21 protein-coding genes and 4 tRNA genes are annotated in these 18,314 nt (G+C 26.5%); all 25 read left to right on the top strand.

Annotated elements, in window-relative coordinates:
- Window positions 1-43: 43 nt before the first annotated feature.
- The 25 genes from AACK85_RS01075 to AACK85_RS01195 all read left to right on the top strand — a co-directional run bounded on the left by AACK85_RS01075 (window position 44) and on the right by AACK85_RS01195 (window position 18,302).
- Complete coding sequence (locus AACK85_RS01075) at window positions 44-520, top strand: PTS glucose transporter subunit IIA (RefSeq protein WP_338970205.1); 477 nt, start codon at window positions 44-46, stop codon at window positions 518-520.
- Between the two features lie 100 nt (window positions 521-620).
- On the top strand, window positions 621-932 hold the full coding sequence (locus AACK85_RS01080; RefSeq protein ID WP_338970208.1) for a hypothetical protein: 312 nt from the start codon (window positions 621-623) through the stop codon (window positions 930-932).
- A gap of 122 nt (window positions 933-1,054) precedes the next feature.
- Window positions 1,055-1,130: transfer RNA gene (locus AACK85_RS01085), tRNA-Asn, on the top strand.
- A gap of 11 nt (window positions 1,131-1,141) precedes the next feature.
- A tRNA-Glu gene (locus tag AACK85_RS01090) sits at window positions 1,142-1,217 on the top strand.
- Window positions 1,218-1,226: 9 nt separating this feature from the next.
- Window positions 1,227-1,302: transfer RNA gene (locus AACK85_RS01095), tRNA-Val, on the top strand.
- A 14-nt stretch (window positions 1,303-1,316) separates the two neighbouring features.
- Window positions 1,317-1,392 (top strand) — tRNA-Thr (locus tag AACK85_RS01100).
- A gap of 126 nt (window positions 1,393-1,518) precedes the next feature.
- Window positions 1,519-3,321, top strand: coding sequence for a translation elongation factor 4 (gene lepA, locus AACK85_RS01105; RefSeq protein ID WP_338970211.1), 1,803 nt, complete (start codon window positions 1,519-1,521; stop codon window positions 3,319-3,321).
- Window positions 3,322-3,366: 45 nt separating this feature from the next.
- Window positions 3,367-4,149, top strand: coding sequence for a hypothetical protein (locus AACK85_RS01110; RefSeq protein ID WP_338970214.1), 783 nt, complete (start codon window positions 3,367-3,369; stop codon window positions 4,147-4,149).
- 82 nt (window positions 4,150-4,231) lie between these two features.
- Window positions 4,232-5,062, top strand: a complete 831-nt coding sequence (locus tag AACK85_RS01115) for a hypothetical protein (protein WP_338970217.1) — start codon at window positions 4,232-4,234, stop codon at window positions 5,060-5,062.
- Window positions 5,063-5,077: 15 nt separating this feature from the next.
- Entirely contained in the window at window positions 5,078-5,779 is a 702-nt protein-coding gene (locus tag AACK85_RS01120) for a M48 family metallopeptidase (RefSeq protein WP_338970220.1), read from the top strand.
- A gap of 258 nt (window positions 5,780-6,037) precedes the next feature.
- Window positions 6,038-6,337: a hypothetical protein gene (locus AACK85_RS01125; protein ID WP_338970223.1), complete on the top strand. Its 300-nt coding sequence runs from the start codon at window positions 6,038-6,040 to the stop codon at window positions 6,335-6,337.
- A gap of 120 nt (window positions 6,338-6,457) precedes the next feature.
- On the top strand, window positions 6,458-7,468 hold the full coding sequence (locus tag AACK85_RS01130) for a hypothetical protein (RefSeq protein ID WP_338970226.1): 1,011 nt from the start codon (window positions 6,458-6,460) through the stop codon (window positions 7,466-7,468).
- 50 nt (window positions 7,469-7,518) lie between these two features.
- Window positions 7,519-7,800 (top strand): hypothetical protein, encoded by a 282-nt coding sequence (locus AACK85_RS01135; protein WP_338970229.1) that lies wholly within the window; start codon window positions 7,519-7,521, stop codon window positions 7,798-7,800.
- Window positions 7,801-7,879: 79 nt separating this feature from the next.
- Entirely contained in the window at window positions 7,880-8,635 is a 756-nt protein-coding gene (locus tag AACK85_RS01140; RefSeq protein WP_338970232.1) for a hypothetical protein, read from the top strand.
- Window positions 8,625-9,521, top strand: a complete 897-nt coding sequence (locus tag AACK85_RS01145; protein WP_338970233.1) for a hypothetical protein — start codon at window positions 8,625-8,627, stop codon at window positions 9,519-9,521. The genes AACK85_RS01140 and AACK85_RS01145 overlap by 11 nt, the downstream gene beginning before the upstream one ends.
- A gap of 77 nt (window positions 9,522-9,598) precedes the next feature.
- Window positions 9,599-10,111 (top strand): hypothetical protein, encoded by a 513-nt coding sequence (locus AACK85_RS01150; RefSeq protein ID WP_338970235.1) that lies wholly within the window; start codon window positions 9,599-9,601, stop codon window positions 10,109-10,111.
- The gene (locus AACK85_RS01155) at window positions 10,092-10,283 is read left to right on the top strand and encodes a hypothetical protein (RefSeq protein ID WP_338970238.1); all 192 of its coding nucleotides are present in this window, start codon (window positions 10,092-10,094) and stop codon (window positions 10,281-10,283) included. The genes AACK85_RS01150 and AACK85_RS01155 overlap by 20 nt, the downstream gene beginning before the upstream one ends.
- A gap of 289 nt (window positions 10,284-10,572) precedes the next feature.
- The gene (gene typA / locus AACK85_RS01160) at window positions 10,573-12,399 is read left to right on the top strand and encodes a translational GTPase TypA (protein WP_338970241.1); all 1,827 of its coding nucleotides are present in this window, start codon (window positions 10,573-10,575) and stop codon (window positions 12,397-12,399) included.
- A gap of 366 nt (window positions 12,400-12,765) precedes the next feature.
- Window positions 12,766-13,038 carry a hypothetical protein gene (locus AACK85_RS01165; protein WP_338970243.1) on the top strand — a complete coding sequence of 91 codons (273 nt, stop codon included), beginning with the start codon at window positions 12,766-12,768 and terminating at the stop codon, window positions 13,036-13,038.
- Window positions 13,039-13,071: 33 nt separating this feature from the next.
- Window positions 13,072-13,722, top strand: coding sequence for an NAD(P)-dependent oxidoreductase (locus AACK85_RS01170; protein WP_338970246.1), 651 nt, complete (start codon window positions 13,072-13,074; stop codon window positions 13,720-13,722).
- A gap of 87 nt (window positions 13,723-13,809) precedes the next feature.
- Window positions 13,810-15,189 (top strand): phosphopyruvate hydratase, encoded by a 1,380-nt coding sequence (eno, locus tag AACK85_RS01175; RefSeq protein WP_338970248.1) that lies wholly within the window; start codon window positions 13,810-13,812, stop codon window positions 15,187-15,189.
- Window positions 15,190-15,337: 148 nt separating this feature from the next.
- Window positions 15,338-16,312, top strand: a complete 975-nt coding sequence (locus AACK85_RS01180) for a phosphatase PAP2 family protein (protein ID WP_338970250.1) — start codon at window positions 15,338-15,340, stop codon at window positions 16,310-16,312.
- Between the two features lie 4 nt (window positions 16,313-16,316).
- Window positions 16,317-16,772: a Holliday junction resolvase RuvX gene (gene ruvX, locus AACK85_RS01185; protein ID WP_338970253.1), complete on the top strand. Its 456-nt coding sequence runs from the start codon at window positions 16,317-16,319 to the stop codon at window positions 16,770-16,772.
- A gap of 60 nt (window positions 16,773-16,832) precedes the next feature.
- Window positions 16,833-17,435 (top strand): hypoxanthine phosphoribosyltransferase, encoded by a 603-nt coding sequence (gene hpt, locus AACK85_RS01190; RefSeq protein WP_338970255.1) that lies wholly within the window; start codon window positions 16,833-16,835, stop codon window positions 17,433-17,435.
- Between the two features lie 30 nt (window positions 17,436-17,465).
- Window positions 17,466-18,302, top strand: a complete 837-nt coding sequence (locus tag AACK85_RS01195) for a hypothetical protein (RefSeq protein WP_338970257.1) — start codon at window positions 17,466-17,468, stop codon at window positions 18,300-18,302.
- Window positions 18,303-18,314 lie beyond the last annotated feature (12 nt).

The raw sequence follows: 18,314 nt of genomic DNA on the forward strand, positions 1-18,314 counted from the left end.
ATTTTTATTATGTTATTATTGTGTTTAGGAGGAGTTAGAAAAAATGGGATTATTTGGAAAACCAAAAGAAGTAGAAATTTTTGCACCATGTGATGGTCAAGTGATAGATTTGGAACAAGTAGAAGATGAAGTTTTTTCAGAAAAAATGTTAGGGGATGGATTTGCATTTGATCCAGATAATGGCAACTTTGTCTCACCAATGGATGGAAAATTAATTACTGTATTTCCATCAGGCCATGCATATGGAATTAAACATAAATCAGGAGTTGAATGTTTATTGCATATTGGATTAGATACTGTTTCTTTAAATGGTGAAGGATTCGATATTAAAGTTTCACAAAATGAAATTGTAAAACATGGAGATAAATTAGTGAATATTGATTTTAAAACTGTAAAATCAAAAGTGCCGTCAATGAAAACGCCATTGATTTTTACAGAAGATGCTCTAGGTGGTAAAAAAATTAATATTGTGAAAAAAGGACCTGTAAAACAAGGAGAACTTGTGGCAATAATAAAATAAGAAAGTTATTCTTTCTTATTTTATTTGTAAATTTTGTAAAAAAAAGAATTAGACTTATAAATGCATTTGGAATATAATAATTCTATAGGAGAAAGATATTATGAATGCACAAGAAGTAATTGAAAAATTAATCGATTGCAATGAAGCCCTATCAAATATGGAAATGGATAAAATGGACATTTTGATGTCTATGCCAGATGCAAAAGAAGATCAAGAACAACAATTACAAAAAGATTTAGAACAAATTGAAATTAGCATAGAAGAATGCCAAGAACAAAAAGTAATTATTATGAAAGAAGCAGCGAGAGCATTATCCGCAGAAGAAAAACAAAAATTGGCAAAAGAAATTGGTAATTTAGAATTTGTTTCTGATGAGGAATATAAAGAATTTACACAAATATTAGGTTTATAGATTCAAGTGAGAAAAATAACCGTGTTAGAAATGAGCGGTTATTTTTTATGCAAATTAAATAAGTTTTTAAAAATACTTGAAACAATAAATATAATTATGCTATTATATCTAAGGTTGTAAATGGCTTTTTAGCTCAGTTGGTAGAGCAACCGGCTGTTAACCGGTTTGTCGCAGGTTCAAGTCCTGCAAAAGCCGCCATTTATTATCATGGCCCGTTGGTGAAGCGGTTAACACACACGGTTTTCATCCGTGGACACACGAGTTCGAACCTCGTACGGGCTACCATTTTTTTGTGGAGTGTTAGCTCAGTTGGGAGAGCATCTGCCTTACAAGCAGACGGTCGGGGGTTCAAGTCCCTCACACTCCACCATTTTTTATTTATACGCTGATGTGGCTCAATTGGCAGAGCAACTGACTTGTAATCAGTAGGTTGTAGGTTCAAGTCCTATCATCAGCACCATATGTACAAATATACTTTAACCTTAAAACCCTGTTTATTATCATAAACAGGGTTTTTTGTTATAATAAATCATGAGAAAATAAATTTTATAATATATAAAATTATAGTTTGAGGCATTTTTAAATTATGGATAAATCAAAAATCAGAAATTTTAGCATTATTGCCCATATTGATCACGGTAAATCTACGTTAGCTGATAGAATTTTGGAATTAACTAGTACAGTTTCAAAAAGAAATATGCAAGACCAATTATTAGATACTATGGATATTGAAAGAGAGCGCGGTATAACAATTAAACTTAATTCTGTTCAAATACCTTACGTTGCAGATAATGGTGAAAAATATATTTTTCATTTAATTGATACACCGGGACATGTAGATTTTACATATGAAGTTTCAAGATCACTTGCTGCATGTGAGGGAGCGTTATTAGTTGTTGATGCTACTCAAGGAATTCAAGCTCAAACATTAGCTAATGTTTATCTAGCATTGGATAATGATTTATTTATAGTTCCTGTAATTAATAAAATAGATCTACCATCTGCTGATGTTGAAAAAGTTAAGCAAGACATTGAAAATATTATAGGTTTAGATTGTAAAAATGCGCCATTAATTTCTGCTAAAACCGGTTTAAATATCCATGATGTATTAGAAGCTATTGTTCACGAAATTCCATATCCAGTTGATGCAGATGATAATGCTCCTTTAAAGGCATTAATTTTTGATTCATATTATGATAAATATAGAGGTGTTATTTTATCTATCAGAATTAGACAAGGAACAATTTCAATTGGAGATAAAATTCTTTTAATGCAATCAAAAGCTGAGTACGAAATAGTAGAGCTTGGTATTAAAAATCCAAATGAAGTTAAAAAGGAACGATTAGAGGCGGGAGAAGTTGGTTGATTGACAGCTTTAATTAAAAATATTAAAGATGTTCATGTTGGAGATACAGTTACACATGTTTTAAATCCTGCAATAGAACCATTACCTGGTTATAAAAAAATGAATCCGATGGTTTATTGTGGTATTTATCCAGTAGATACAGTTAAATATAAAGATTTACGTGATGCTTTAGAGAAAATTAATTTGTCAGATTCTTCACTAGTATATGAACCAGAAACAAGTGAAGCATTAGGTTTTGGTTTTAGATGCGGGTTTTTAGGCTTATTACATATGGATGTGATAAAAGAACGTTTAGAGAGAGAATACAATTTAGAATTAATAGCAACAGCGCCATCTGTAGTTTATAATGTTTATTTGACAAATAAAAAAGTTATTTCAATAGATAATCCATCTAAATTACCAGAACCTCAACAAATAAATTATATAGAAGAACCTTATGTGAAAATAACTATTATGACACCTGAACAATATTTAGGTGATCTAATGGATTTATGTCAACAAAGAAGAGGTAATTATAAAGACCTCATTGTGATAGATAATAATAGACGAGAATTAGTATATGAAATGCCATTAAATGAAATTATTTTTGATTTTTTTAATAAATTGAAATCAATTTCAAAAGGCTATGCTTCTTTTGACTATGAACTTGTAGATTATAAAGAATCCAAACTTGTCAAAATGGATGTGCTACTAAATGGTATTTCAGTTGATGCTCTATCTTTGATTGTTCATAGAGATTTCTCATATAGTCGTGGTAGAGCTATATGTGAAAAATTAAAAGAAATTATTCCACGACAAAATTTTGAAGTACCAATTCAAGCAGCTATCGGTTCAAAAATTATTGCAAGGGAAACCATTAAGGCTATGAGAAAAAATGTTCTTGCTAAATGCTATGGTGGAGACATTTCACGTAAGAAAAAATTGTTAGAAAAACAAAAAGAGGGTAAGAAAAAAATGAAATCAATTGGTTCAGTTTCTGTTCCACAAGAAGCCTTTGTGGCGGTATTGAAACTTGATGATTAATCTTTTAAATTTAATAATATGCTATAATAAATCTATAAAAAGGTGTTGATTGTTATTAAATTATTGAGACTTATAAGTACATTTTTAATTATTGTTTCTGGTTTAATTTGTTCATTTGTTTGTGCATCTTTTTTTATCTTTTCAGAACCATTGAGAATAGAATTTATTTTAATAAATAGTAATTCATCTATTTTAATTATCTTATTGTTTGCATTTGGTCTTGCATTATGTGTCACAGGTTTTATATCTATATTTATAAGAACAAAAAATAAATTATTTTTGGCATTCATAATTATAAGTATAATGTTATTGTTGGCAGCAACTGCGGTATCTTTTATCTTGTCACTTTCTACAGGTCTAACTCAGATATTACAAACAATTTTATTAGTTGCAATTGGTGGTCCAACTTTTATATTTTCAATTTTATCGGTAACTAATTTGAAAACAGATGCTGTTGCAGTGAATATTGGAGATTCAGTTAATAACCATAAAAATTTATATAATGAAAGTATTTCAAGTAATACTCCTGATTTAAGACGAAAAATTCGTGAATTGCAAAATAATTTAATTAAACCATCAGGAGAAATTATTGAAGAAATAGAACAAACTGGCCAATTTTCGGATATTGATTTTTCTGAATTATTAGAAGAAACAAAAAAAGAATCATCTGATAATAATTCAAAAATACCTGATTCTTTTTATAATGTTGAACAAAAAAACACAAATGATATTAAAGATTCATCAAAAAATGCTGTAAATAAAAATGATGATTTAGATGATTTCACTTATATTAAAACTAGGAATCATACAGAGGATCAAATTCATTAAAAATAAAGAATCTTATTATTGATAAGATTTTTTATTTTTAATTGACATGATATTATAATAATGAAAAGGGTGCTCGCTTGTAATGTCTAAAAAAACTTTAAACCTTAAAAATTTTAAGTCAATAAACAACAATATAATAAGATTAGTGTTTGCAAATAGAATCTTAACTATAATTATGCTTTTTGGACTACCGATTATGATTGCAATATGATTGTGTTTTGACAATGGAATACAAGATTTTATAGGTTATTTATTATATTTTATTAATAGCAAAAATAGTTCATTTTCAATTGATGAATGAAATGAAAAACTTGGTGGAATTGCAGAAACGTTTAGAGTATTTTTACCATTAATTGGATGAGCATTGTCATTTATTATTATTCTTTTTTTTGCCTTTATTGGTTTATTTGTTTTTTCGACATCAAAAAATAGAATAGCTCAAAGTATATGTTTTATTATTATTATTTTTCTATGGATTACCGCCTTAATTACAATTCAATTTACAAAACAATATTTTTATAATAATTATACAAATATTACAGGTGAAATAAGTTATATGGATGCATTTTGATATTCAATGCAAAGTAGTTACAATGTTGTTTCTAAATATTTTATCGGTATGTGATTTTTTGTTCTTTTTTCTTTTTGTGTTTTCATAATTGAATTAATAGAAGGAATATTAATTAAAAAAAATAAATTATCATTTACAGCTTTATTTGTTAATGATTATAATGTTAATTCAATGGCCAATAAAATTTTTTCATCCGAAATTGAATTTGGTGAAAATTATAAAAAACCTATTAAATCAAAGCATCAAAAAGATGATATCAAAAATAAAAAAAATTCAGATAAAAATGATAAAGTTAAAAAACCAATTATTAATGAAAATGATTTTAATGATGATAGTTTTTAGAAAGGCATCTATTTTATGGCAATAAAGGCAGAATATATTGTAAAAAAAATAAGTTATCAAGGAAGCGAATATTTTTATTACTTTAAAATAAATCAAAAAAGAAAATTAATTGGACTTAGAGTTAAAAATGGTGAAATGTATGTATCTGCACCAGAATATGCACAACAATGAGATGTTGAAAGATTAATTTATCGCAATATGCCCAAAATTATTGAAATGAGATCGTCATATTCAGAATCAATAAAATTTAACTTTGATGGATTAAATTCTTGAGTTAAAATTTTTGATAAACCATATAAATTAAAAGTTGTTAATGAAAATATTCATGCAATTATGAAGGATGATGGTTTTTATATGAAATTTTATCCTACAAAGTTGGAGCAAACAAAAAAAATGTATACATTTCTGGCCAAACAATATTACAATTGATTTAAAAAAGAAACAGATATGTTTGCAGCTAGACTAGGAGTAACATATAAAAATTTAACTATTAAATCAATGGATACAAGATGAGGGGTTTGCTACCCGATGCTTGGGAAAATTATTTTAAATCCATCGCTAATTCATTTCTCTGTTGATGTGATAGATTATGTAATAATTCATGAATTGACACATTTATTATTTCCAAATCATTCAGCAAATTTTAAACACTTCATTGCAAAACATTTACCAAATTATCGACAAATGGAACAAACATTAAAAAAACGTGGTTTATAATTTATTAAATTTAAATATAATTTAGAATTAAAGGTTGAATTATTTATTAAAAATGTTAAAATTAACTATAGAAATGTATATGTCATTTCTTTTAATAAAGTTTGCCACTCATTGACAAATTTTATATATTGTATATAATTAATTTTTTTAATATAAATTTTTTGATTTACGTCTATTTTATAAAGAAGCATTTGTATGTTTCAATTTTTTGTATTATTAAAATTATTTATTCTATTCATAGTGGAAGGCTTTCAATATATGGAAAAATTATTGGATATATTAGGAACAATTAGTTCACCAATAAAAAGAAAAGATTGTAATGCATGAGTAAATAAAATAATTTTGAATTCAACATTATTGGTAAATTCACCATCATTAAATTTTAAAAATAATATTTTCGAAGAAATTAAAATTAAGAAATTATTATTTGGTCAAACTAAAAATATTTGGCAATTAGAAGAAAATGAAGTATCAATTGATTGATTTGATACTCCAATGGAATTCTCAGATACAGAAGAAATGCACGAGGTACTTTATTCAAATCACAATATTTTTTAAATTATTGATTAACTGTACTAAAATAAGCATTTATGATCTGTAAATCTTTATAGAGTAGAGTTTCTACTCTATTTTTATTTTCATCATTTTTTTATATAATAATTAAAAGGACGTATATTTATGGGTTGAAAGAAAGAGTATAAAAAGCTATTAAAAGAAGAAACTAAAAAACGACTCTATTCGTATGATGCAACAAATAAAATTAATTATTTAATTGACTGACAAATTGAACCCGGAACTTACGGACAATATAATAGCGTTGAATTGCAAAAACGGATAAGATGATTCATTAATGAACTTCAAAAAAGCAAAAGTGTGCAAATCATTCCAAGTGATTTGAAAAATGATTTTTCATGATATTTTACTAAAGTTAAAATTAAAGAAGATTTCACAAATTTTCCCGCAGTTTCAATATTTCAGAATGTTTTTAATATATTGGAACAAAAAATTTCAGATATTGCAGCTTTATTAATTTGTTTTGCTTGTATGAAATTTATGTATTTAACAACAATTAAATTTAATGAAATAATTAATCAATTATTTAAAGAAGAAGAAATAAATAATTCATCATTAGTTAAGCGCGTTTTTGAAACCATGAGTAGAACTTCTTTGGAAGCATATGAAGATATTATTTATGAAGGTGAACTTATTTCAAAATCAAGGCAGCTGAACCCAAATAAAAACCATTTAACAGTATCAGAAATAGCTGAAATGGGACAAGATTTTTCTTATCATTGATCTAGAATGTTAGAACAAGTTTGTGAATTAACAGTCGAATCACTTAATTATCAAAAAAATTATCAACATACTCATACAGATGAATTTACAGAAACAATATCAAAAGATTTTAACAATTTTAAAAATGATTATTTTGGTTTTAATTCTGAAGAAAATAATTTTGAAGATTTTTTCGAACAAACAAAAACTATGGTTCTTTCATCCGAGTTAGACAGTGCACTAAAATTTTTCAATTTGAAAAGAACGGATTCTTATGTTATATTCAAAAAAGCTTATAGATTAATGGCAAAAACTTATCACCCCGATGTAAATTCTGATGCTGATGCAAATCAAATCATGCGAAAAGCAAATATTTATAAATATGTACTAGAAGACCATTTTAAAAATGTATAATTAAATGTGTATGAAATTGCTATTTATTAATTGGTTTAGGAGTAATTAAGATGAAAGTTAAATTAAATAAACTACAATCTGCGGATGCCAAAATACTTTGAGATTACAATTCAATTAACAATGATTCAACTTACGAAAAAACTATTTTTAAACCATGTGCAATTTGCGGGCGAGAAATGAAAAGATTTGATTTCAGAACGGAAAACAAAGAAACTGGTTGAGATATTTGAGCAGATAATTTAAAAGAATTGACAGTAACTGAAAGTCATGCTGATTATTATGAATTAAGGCATACTTATCATATGAATTATCCTTCAAATAAACAAACTTAAATAAAATATATAATATTTGCGGCAGATTATATTTTGATAATTTGCTTAATTGCATAGAAATATGTAAAAGGAGTAACTTATGGAAAATAAAAGTTTTGAGCTAATAAATGAATTAGCCAAGTTAGGTAGAGAAATCATTCGCTCTTATGATGTTAATTTTTTAGAGCGTCAAAATACAGGTGTTGCAAAACATAATTTTATGGTTGAACTGCAAAAATTTATATCTATCTATCATAATGATCCAGAGTCACTGCTAATAGAAATGAAAGAACATTTTCATGAAATGTATACAGATATTGCAAAATTAATTCAAAATGTGGAAGCTTTTGTTGCATTGTCTGGAAAAGAACTTGCAAAAGAAGATATTCCAACTATTTTTGCAATAAGCAAAAAAAATAGTTCTATATTGGATTGTTTGTCAAGAGATTTTTGAATAGAGACTGGCAGCCATTTATTAAATAGACCAGAAAATGAACGTAAAGAAATTAAAACTTATTTAAAAAATAGAGCTGAAAATACTTATTTTGGAATAGATGAAAAAACCTTGAATGAGTTCAAAAAAAATGGTTTAAATTTTAATTTAATTGAAGACTTATTCATTGAAAATATTATGAATGTTAATTTATATAAACAAATGATTAAATTTGATTTTAAATTTGAATCAGAAGATCAACTAGATATTAATTCACCAAAAGAAGTTTATGGTTTTATGGATAACATTTTATTGGGTTTGTCAGTTGGTTTCGCGTATATAGTTTATTTGGACGGTCTACTTTCAAAATATACAGGTAATTATGTAACAAATTATATAGAGGTAAATTTAGATGGTAAGTAATATTTTAAAGAGAACTATTGAAGAATATAGTAAAAATTGTCTATTGGCAATTGAAGATGAAATTTATTTGGTAAGATGAAATTCAAATTTAAAAAATAATTGAATCGCAAAAGAAATTACTAGAGTAAATTCAAATAAATTTGATGTTTATGATTGAGCACACTATTTATATAATTATTTAGATAATAAAAGACATGAGTGAAATAACAAAATTTTGGAAACCTTTTCAGATGAACCTGAAATTTTAGAAGAATATGAAGAATCAGATATTGTCTATATGCGATTTATGTCACTTGTCAGCACTAGTCATGAATTTTTATCAATGTTAGTATTATTAAAAACAAATGAAAATGAAAGAAATAAGAAAAATTTATCTTTAAATAATTTATTATTAACAGATACCGAGATTTGAGAGGCTTCAAAAATTCTACAAAAAACAATTATTAAAACTCACGCCGATATGACAGCTGATTTTAATTCATTAAATATTCCAGAAGAGTACGCTCATTTTGCGATTAATATTCAAAAAAAATTTTTGAAAGATAAAGATTCAACCTTAGCACCTCAAGAATTTTATAAAAAAGTAAGTGATTTTATGGAAGTGGTTCAAGACACGCTTGAAGATGCATTTGATCCCGAACAAGAAAGTAGTTCAAATTCTGTAGATGAACAAATTGGTGATTTCTTCCAATTTTTAATGACAATGGATACTTTCAATTTCTATTCACTTTTATTGTATGAAATTTATTTTAAGACATATTTTTCAAATAGAGAAGATATGATGGTTCCGCAAACAATTTCAGAAATAAGAGATGAACAATTAAATGAAGCACATTTAATTTCGCTTGGTGGAGTTGACAAAAATTATTCACATTTAAAAAATTAAACTGCTATTTTTATCTTACTCATTTGAAGTGTGTTAGTATTAAAAAGGTACGAGTGCATTATTAAATAGGAATATATATGGATGTACAAAACTTTTTAAATAAACTCTCATTTCAAACATATTTTGATTGGCATAAAAAATTGCTAACAGAAAATGTAACCTCATTTGTTAAAAATGATAATTTAAATTTGTCTAATGAGTTAGAAGAATATAGACTATTAGACAGTTTTAAAGTTAATATAAATAAATTAGAAGAACTTTTGAAAAATAGTTTTCTTTATGATGTTTCAAAATTTTTAAAGAGAACTCATACAAAAAGTACAGGAACTATAGCTTTTAAAAAATACTGTAAATTTGAAGAATTCGGTTTACATATTTCAGAACCAATTTATATATTTTCTAGTTTTAGAAAATATTTGTCACCTTTTTTTACTGAAATTAAAAAAGATGACAATTCGATAGTTTTTGAGCAAAACACGCAAAATTTCGACTTACAAAAAATAACAACATATGCGCAAGCAACTGTAATTAAGAAAATAAAAGAAATAAATTGCAGTATTTCATATATCTATGCTTCAAAAAAAAATTAAAGAATTATTCAACAACATTATTGATAATTCTTTAACAGATAGTGATAATAAATTAAATCCTGTTGAATTTCATAAGAAATCAACAAATTTTAGTAAATTAGTGAGTCTTACAACTGAAATTGTTAAACATGCAGCCTCTAAAAAATTCTCACGTAAATTATGTATTAAATAAATTGTATAAAGCAGATATACAGCTTCATTATTTGTTTTTGAATTATGAGCAATTCATTTCTTCTTTTTATGGTAGCGATTTTGTTCAAACACAATTTCAAAATACCTTTATGAATTATCATAAAAAGAGAATAGAAGTTACAAAATATAATTATAAAAAATTTGAAAATTAGATATATTTGTTTTAAAGCCTCAACATTATTTGAGGCTTTAAAATTTTTAGTTTATATATAACTTGTATTATTATGGCAAATTTTGATATTATCTAAAAAGCGAAAAGGAAAATAAACATGACAGACCAAAAAATTATTAATATAGCCGTTATAGCGCACGTTGATGCTGGTAAATCAACATTAGTTGATGCTTTTTTATCACAATCAGGAGTATTTAGAACAAATGAAGTTGTAAAAGAACAAGTAATGGATTCAAATGACCAAGAACGTGAAAGAGGCATAACAATTTATTCAAAAAATTGTTCAATTCAATATAAAGATTACAAAATTAATATTGTTGATACTCCAGGCCATGCAGATTTTTCTTCAGAAGTTGAACGTATTATGAAAACAGTAGATACAGTGATTTTATTGGTTGATTCTTCAGAGGGCCCAATGCCTCAAACTAGATTTGTTCTATCAAAAGCATTAGAACTTGGATTAAAACCAATTTTATTAATCAATAAAATAGATAAAAAAGATCAACGCGCTTTGGAAGTTGTTGATGAAGTTTTAGAATTATTTATGGAATTGGATGCAAACGAAGAACAGTTAGAATTTCCAACACTTTTTGGAATTGCAAAAAAAGGAATTGTTCAATATGATATGGAAACTCCATCAATTGATTTATCACCATTGTTTGAAACTATTGTAAAACAAACAGGTAGTTACCCAATTGATTTATCATCAAAAAATACTCAATTGCAAATCTCATCACTTGCATATGATGCTTTTATTGGTAGATTAGGGATAGGTAGATTATTTGAAGGCACTATAAAAGAAGGGCAACAAATTATAATTGCAAAAAATAATAACGGTGGAAATGTAAAAGGCAAAATTGTAAATTTATTTGTTTATCAAGGTTTAAAAAGAGTACAAGTGAAAGAAGCATATGCTGGAGATATTGTAGTAATTTCAGGTTTAGCTGAAATTTCAATCGGAGATACTATTTGTGATGTAAATGACATAAGACCAATGCCACCAATTCATATTGAAGAACCAACAATGTCAATGAATTTTTTAGTAAATACATCTCCTTTTGCTGGTAAAGTTGGTAAGTTTGTTACAACAAGAAATATTAAAGAGCGCTTAGAAAAAGAACTTGAAGTTAATGTTGGAATGAAAGTAGAATCGTTATCTGATTCATCTGCAGATGGATTCAAAGTTTTAGGGCGTGGAGAATTACATTTATCTGTTTTAATTGAAACAATGAGAAGAGAAGGTTTTGAACTTGGAATTTCAAAACCAGAAGTTATATTTCACATTGAAAATGGCGTGAAAATGGAACCAGTTGAAAATGTCATCATTAGTGTACCTACAGAATATTCAGGAACAGTCATTAATAAATTAAACCTAAGAAAAGGTATGATGACTAATATGGATTCTGATGGTATTCGCGATCGTATTGAATATCGTGTACCAATGCGTGGATTAATTGGATTTAGAACTGAATTTACAAATGATACACATGGTGAAGGAATTTTAGTTCGTTCAGTTGATGGTTTTGAAGAATATAAAGGAGTTATTCAAGGACGTCAAAATGGAGTTTTAGTTTCAATGACAAACGGAATAACTTTACCATATGCTTTAAATAATTTGGAAGAACGTGGAAAATTATTTGTAGGACCTCAGGTAGAAGTTTATGAGGGAATGATTGTAGGATTGCACTCAAGAGATAATGATTTAGATGTTAATCCAACAACAGGTAAAAAACTAACAAATACAAGAGCATCAGGATCAGATGATGCTGTTAAATTAACACCACCAGTGAAATTTTCTTTGGAAGAAGCATTAGAATTTATTGAATGAGATGAATTGGTTGAAGTGGTACCGAACGATATAAGATTAAGAAAACGTTGATTAACACAAAATGAACGTAAACAACACAGAAGTGATCCTCACTAGTTATCAAAATTAGATAATTTTTTGATAATGCACAAAAATTTTTAAGAAATATTATAGCTGCAAATAAAATAATAATATTGTTTGTGAATTGATTAATTTATAAATCAACAAATGATTTATAGTTTATTCATAATTTTTAATCAAAAATTTTTTTGAAAATGAATTATTATCAATTATGAGATTTGCTATTTATCTTAATTATTATTGAATTTGATATGATTGATTTCTGTTAAAAAATAAAAATTAATTTTATAGATTAAAATAAATTAAATGATAAATAATTTATATAATCAAGTGTAGAAAATACACACTTTTTAGTGTATAATAATATGCGGTAAAACTTTTTTAAGAAATGAGTTGATCGTGATGTTAGACTATGCACACATAGTAGAAAAACAAGCAAAATTGTGAAAACGCACAGTCGCTTTAAAAACTCGTAAAATGCAAATTGAATATCAAATCGAAAAAGAACCTTTAAATAAAAAATTTCAACAAGAGTGGATAAATTTAAATTTAGAAATTGCTATAATAGAAAAAACAATTAGAGAAATGGATGACAATTTTTGAAAACCAAAAGAAATTCATCAAGAAGAAATTGTGGAAGTTGAATCAGAGCAAAGTCTTTATAAAAAAAATTAGAAATTTATTAATATTATTTAATGGAGGAATTATATGAAAGTATTAGTTTTGGGCGCAACAGGCAAATTGGGTAAAATGATTGTTGCAAATTTATTAGACGCAAAAGATGATGTCTATGTTTTAGTTAGAAATGTTGATGAGGCTAAAAATACATTGCAAAATAATAATATTAAATATATTAGTGGTGATGCAAAAAATTTAAATGACATTGTCAACGCATTATCAGGAATTGATGTTTTTGTATCTACATTTGGCACATCAAGTGAAACCAAGTTAATAAATGTTACTAAAAATATAATTGATGCTTTACTTAAAACTAATGTTAGAGGTGTAATTGTTTCTGGTGCAGCATCTCTATATCTTGATGAAACAAAAACTTCTAGATTAGTTGATAATTTATCACAAGTTCCAGAAGAATTTGTGGGAGTTATGAAAGGCCACGCAAAAGCATTGGAAATGTATAATAATGTTGATGGTATTAAAGTATCAATTTTTTCACCAGCATTAGATTTCGAATACCCAGGTTTATTAACAAAAAAATACGGCATCGGAAAAGATGTAGTAATTTATAATACAAATAATCAATCAATTGTTTCATATTTAGATGGGGCATGAGAATTAACAAACGAAATACATAATCCAAAACATATTGGTGAAAGATGAACAATTGGCTATACAAAATAGCCATTTTTTCATTTAAATTATAATAAATTGCTTGTTTTAATAGTTTAAAAAAGAATATAATGGAAAAGTATGGAGGAATATAAATAAATGTCAAAAATTATAAGTATTAAAGCATTAGAAGTACTTGACTCACGTGGATTTCCAACTGTTCAAGTAAAAGTTGAAACAGAATTTGGTGGATGTGGAGTCGCAAAAGTTCCATCAGGAGCTTCAACAGGTTCAAGAGAAGCACTAGAATTACGTGATGGAGATAAAGCGCGTTACAATGGTAAAGGTGTTTTGAAAGCGATTTCAAATGTTAATGATGTATTTGCATCAAAATTAATTGGAATGGAAGTAACAGATCAAGTTGCTATTGATATGAAAATGTTAGAAATAGATGGCGATCCGTTCAAAAAAAATTTGGGAGCAAACGCTTCTTTAGGGATTTCTTTAGCAGTTGCAAAAGCAGCAGCAGATGAATTAGAAATTCCACTATATCGTTATATTGGAGGAACAAACGCTAGAAGATTGCCAGTTCCAATGTTAAATGTTATTAATGGTGGAGAGCACGCAGATTCTGCGATTGATTTTCAAGAATTTATGATTATGCCTGTAGGAGCAACTACATTTAAAGAAGCTATGAGATGATCTTCTGAAACTTTCCAAGCTTTGAAAAAAATATTACATAATAAAGGTGATATTACTGCTGTTGGTGATGAGGGTGGGTTTGCACCCAATTTTGCTTGAGCGTATGCAAAACAAGATTTGGAATCATATAAAGCTAAAATGCCAGCAGAACATGCATTAGATATTATCGTTCAAGCCATTAAAGATGCAGGATTTGAACCTGGTAAACAAATTAAAATAGCAATGGATACAGCTTCATCAGAATTATATGGGGTTTCAGGTATTAAAGGTGAAGTTAATGACAGTAAATACCACTTCAAAAAAATTGAAAAATTATTTAATCAAGAATTTGCTTTTACAACAGATGAAATGGTTGCCTATTTAGGAAAATTAGCAAATCAATATCCAATTATTTCAATTGAAGATGGATTAGCAGAATCAGATTGAAATGGATTCATTAAACAAGTTAAAGAATATGGAACAAAATTGCAAATTGTTGGTGATGACTTATTTGTTACAAATCCAACTATTACAGCTGAGGGTATTGAAAAACAAGCTGCCAATGCAATTTTAATTAAATTAAACCAAATTGGTACTTTAACAGAAACAATTGAAGCAATTCAAATGGCCCAAAAAGCAGGATGAACAACAGTGGTTTCACACCGTTCTGGAGAAACAGAAGACAATACTATTGCTGATTTAGCAGTTGCATTAAATACAGGACAAATTAAAACTGGTTCAATGTCACGTTCAGATAGAATTTCAAAATATAATCGTTTATTGGAAATAGAAGAAGAACTTGGAAAATCTGCAATTTATGATGGTTTAAAATCATTCTATAACTTAAAAAACAAATAGTATTAAAATTAAAAAATACAATGATTTAAGGTGAACCCCACTTTTGGGGTTCACCTTAATTTTTCATTGTATTTTTTAATTTTAATGAATTAATTTATTTTTATGTTTTAAAATAAAGATATAATTGTTTTATTTTGAGGTATTTATTATGGAAGATAAAATATTAGATAAGAAAAATCAAAAAATTTCAAAAATAGAAGAAATCGCTTGGTGAAGTTATGCAAAATGGGTATTAATATCATGAGTAGCATTTGCGTATTTTGTTTGGTTTATATTATTTTGCATCGGTTCTGTTTATGATTTATCAATCTCAATTTTGCTTATAAAATTAAATAAGGATTTTTTACATTATTTTTCAATTTTGATGGCTGCTCTTGCAACGCCAATAATGATAGTTGTTGGTTCAGTTATTTTTATAGCTATAGTTGAAAAGATGTATTATACAGTTTTTTTTGAATTGAAAGCAAAAAATATTCTTGTTTGAATTATTTATTTTATTGTTTTAATTTCACTTATTGTTGCTTCATATTTTTTAATAACTAAAATTTTAAATGATGATGCTACAAATAATGTTATAGTTATATTTGCTCAAGTAATTGTCATTTTTATTTATACTTATTTATTTATCTATTTCAGATCAAATTATAAAGCACAAGAGCAAATAGTTGAAAATTTTGATAGATATATTCGTGCATTGGTATTTGTTGCTTTGTTTTCCTTAACGGTATTAATTTTTAAATATTTTTTTGGAAGAATTAGATTTCAAGATTTAAATGCAGACTATTCAAATTTTAGCCCATGATATAAACCTAATTTTTCCTCAACAAGAGGAACTTCCTTTCCATCTGGCCATGTCCAATCCGCTTGTTGTCTATTTACATTTATTTTAATTTGGAATACTAACAAGAGATGAATATCATTTAAAAAAGTTATTGTATCAATTTTATTCACGGTGTTTATAATATTGATGATGTTTTCCAGAATTATTCTTTCAAAACATTATTTTACAGATACATTAATGTCTATTTTTTTAGCAAGCATCTATTTTTTATTTATAAATCCAGCAATATTTTTATTAATTGATAAAATTAGATGCAAAATTAACAAGAAAAATATAAAATAAAGGTATGGTAAATGAAAATATAATAATATGAGGACTAGATTTAGGAACTAAAACTTTGGGGATAGCACACAATATAGGACAGTTTGCTTTTCCGTTTAAAACAATTAAGTTTATAGAATATGATTTTGAAGACTGCGTTAAAAAGTTAGAAATTTTAATGTTAACAATTGAAATTCCAAATATTGTTGTAATCGGTTATCCAATAAATATGAATGCAACAGTAGGTAAAAGAGCTGAAATGGTAATAATGTTTATTGAAACTTATTTAACAAAGTTACAAAATAAATTCACTTTTGGGATTACTAAAATAGATGAAAGACTAACAACAAAGATGGCTCTTTCAATAATGCACCAATCAAATACCAAATTCAAAACAAAAAATAAGGAATGAAAACAAAAGAAAGATGAAGTAGCAGCACAACTTATACTAGAATCATTTTTGCGACAACAAAAACCTTAATATTTTGATAAAATAAATTAATCATCATCAACATGATGTAAAAGAGGAGACTATATTAATATGAAATTACACCCATTAATTAAAAATGTTTTGTATAATTTTGATCAAATAGAGGAAAGAACAAAAGAATTAGCAAAAGAAATATCTAAATATTATGATGAACAAGAAGATATTCAAGATAATAATGTACTTTTAGTTGGAATATTAAAAGGTTGTGTTCCATTTATGGGAGTATTTTTAAAATATTTTGATTACAATTGTGAAACACATTATATGGTGGTTTCATCCTATTTAGGTTCTACAAAGTCATCTGGCGAACCAAAAATTTTATTAGATTTAAATGTTTCAATAAAAGACAAAGACATTTTAATTGTTGAAGACATTATTGATTCAGGAATTACGTTAAAATACGTGAAAGAATACTTATTTTTCAAAGGAGCAAAAACAGTAAAAATTATTTCATTTTTAGATAAAAAAGAAGGAAGAAAAGTTGAATTAAAACCTGATTGATATTGTTTTGATGTAAAAAATGAATTTGTTATTGGATTTGGATTTGATATAAATGAAAAATTACGTAACCTACCATATGTAGGAGTTTGTGATATAGAGAAATTGGAAACATGAGACTGAACTCTAAAAAAAGAAGATTGAGATTACAGTTAATTACTTTAGTAGAAAGATGAAAATATAATTGTGAAAAGAAAACATCATAATGAAAAAGAAATAGACATTGAAATAGATGAACATGTTTTAGAAGCTCAAGAAGTGTTTGCTGATGCAGTGCATAATGATGATAATGAGGAAATGAAGAAAAAATCTCATTATCACGGTAAACATCATTTTGATAAAAGCGGCAAACATGATGACATAACTTTATATGAATTTACTTGAAAAAGGCATTTTAAATATTCAAGAAAATCAATTAATTTTAGAATAGCATCAACTGCTATAATATTAGCTTTAGCTTTAGCTGTTTCTGTTATTGATAGTTTATTTGAAAAGTTTTCATTAAATATTAGTGGTGTTGTGATTGAGATGAGAGTTTTAGATCAAATAGTTATGATGACTGCTATACCTATTTTATCGTTGCCCTTTGCATTATTTGTTTGTATAGTGGAGCCTTGATTACACGTTTTAATAGATTCAGAGCATACACCTATACAAATAGCATTTGATTCAATTGCAAATGGGCTTGTTGTATTAATTTTTTATTTAATAGTATATATGCTATTTAAGATATCTCCTTATCATGAAGATCCAAATAAAAAAATTAAATGAATTAAACGTATTTGCCCCGGTTTATTAATTATTCCTATTTGTTCTTTAATTTATACTGCTGCATGATTTAGCGCATTGCTAATTGTTGGTGATATAAATGTTATTGATGTAGATAAAAACTCACCAAATAAAGTTATATTAGTTTTAATTTCAGTAACTTTTGGATTGCAAATGATTCGTTATCTTGTTGTTTACATCTTATTTGTTTTAGTTGATTTTGCAGTTAAACCAATAAATCACAGATTAAGATAATGAAATAAAACT

Source organism: Spiroplasma endosymbiont of Labia minor, assembly GCF_964019845.1.
Taxonomy (GTDB): Bacteria; Bacillota_I; Bacilli_A; order Mycoplasmatales; family Mycoplasmataceae.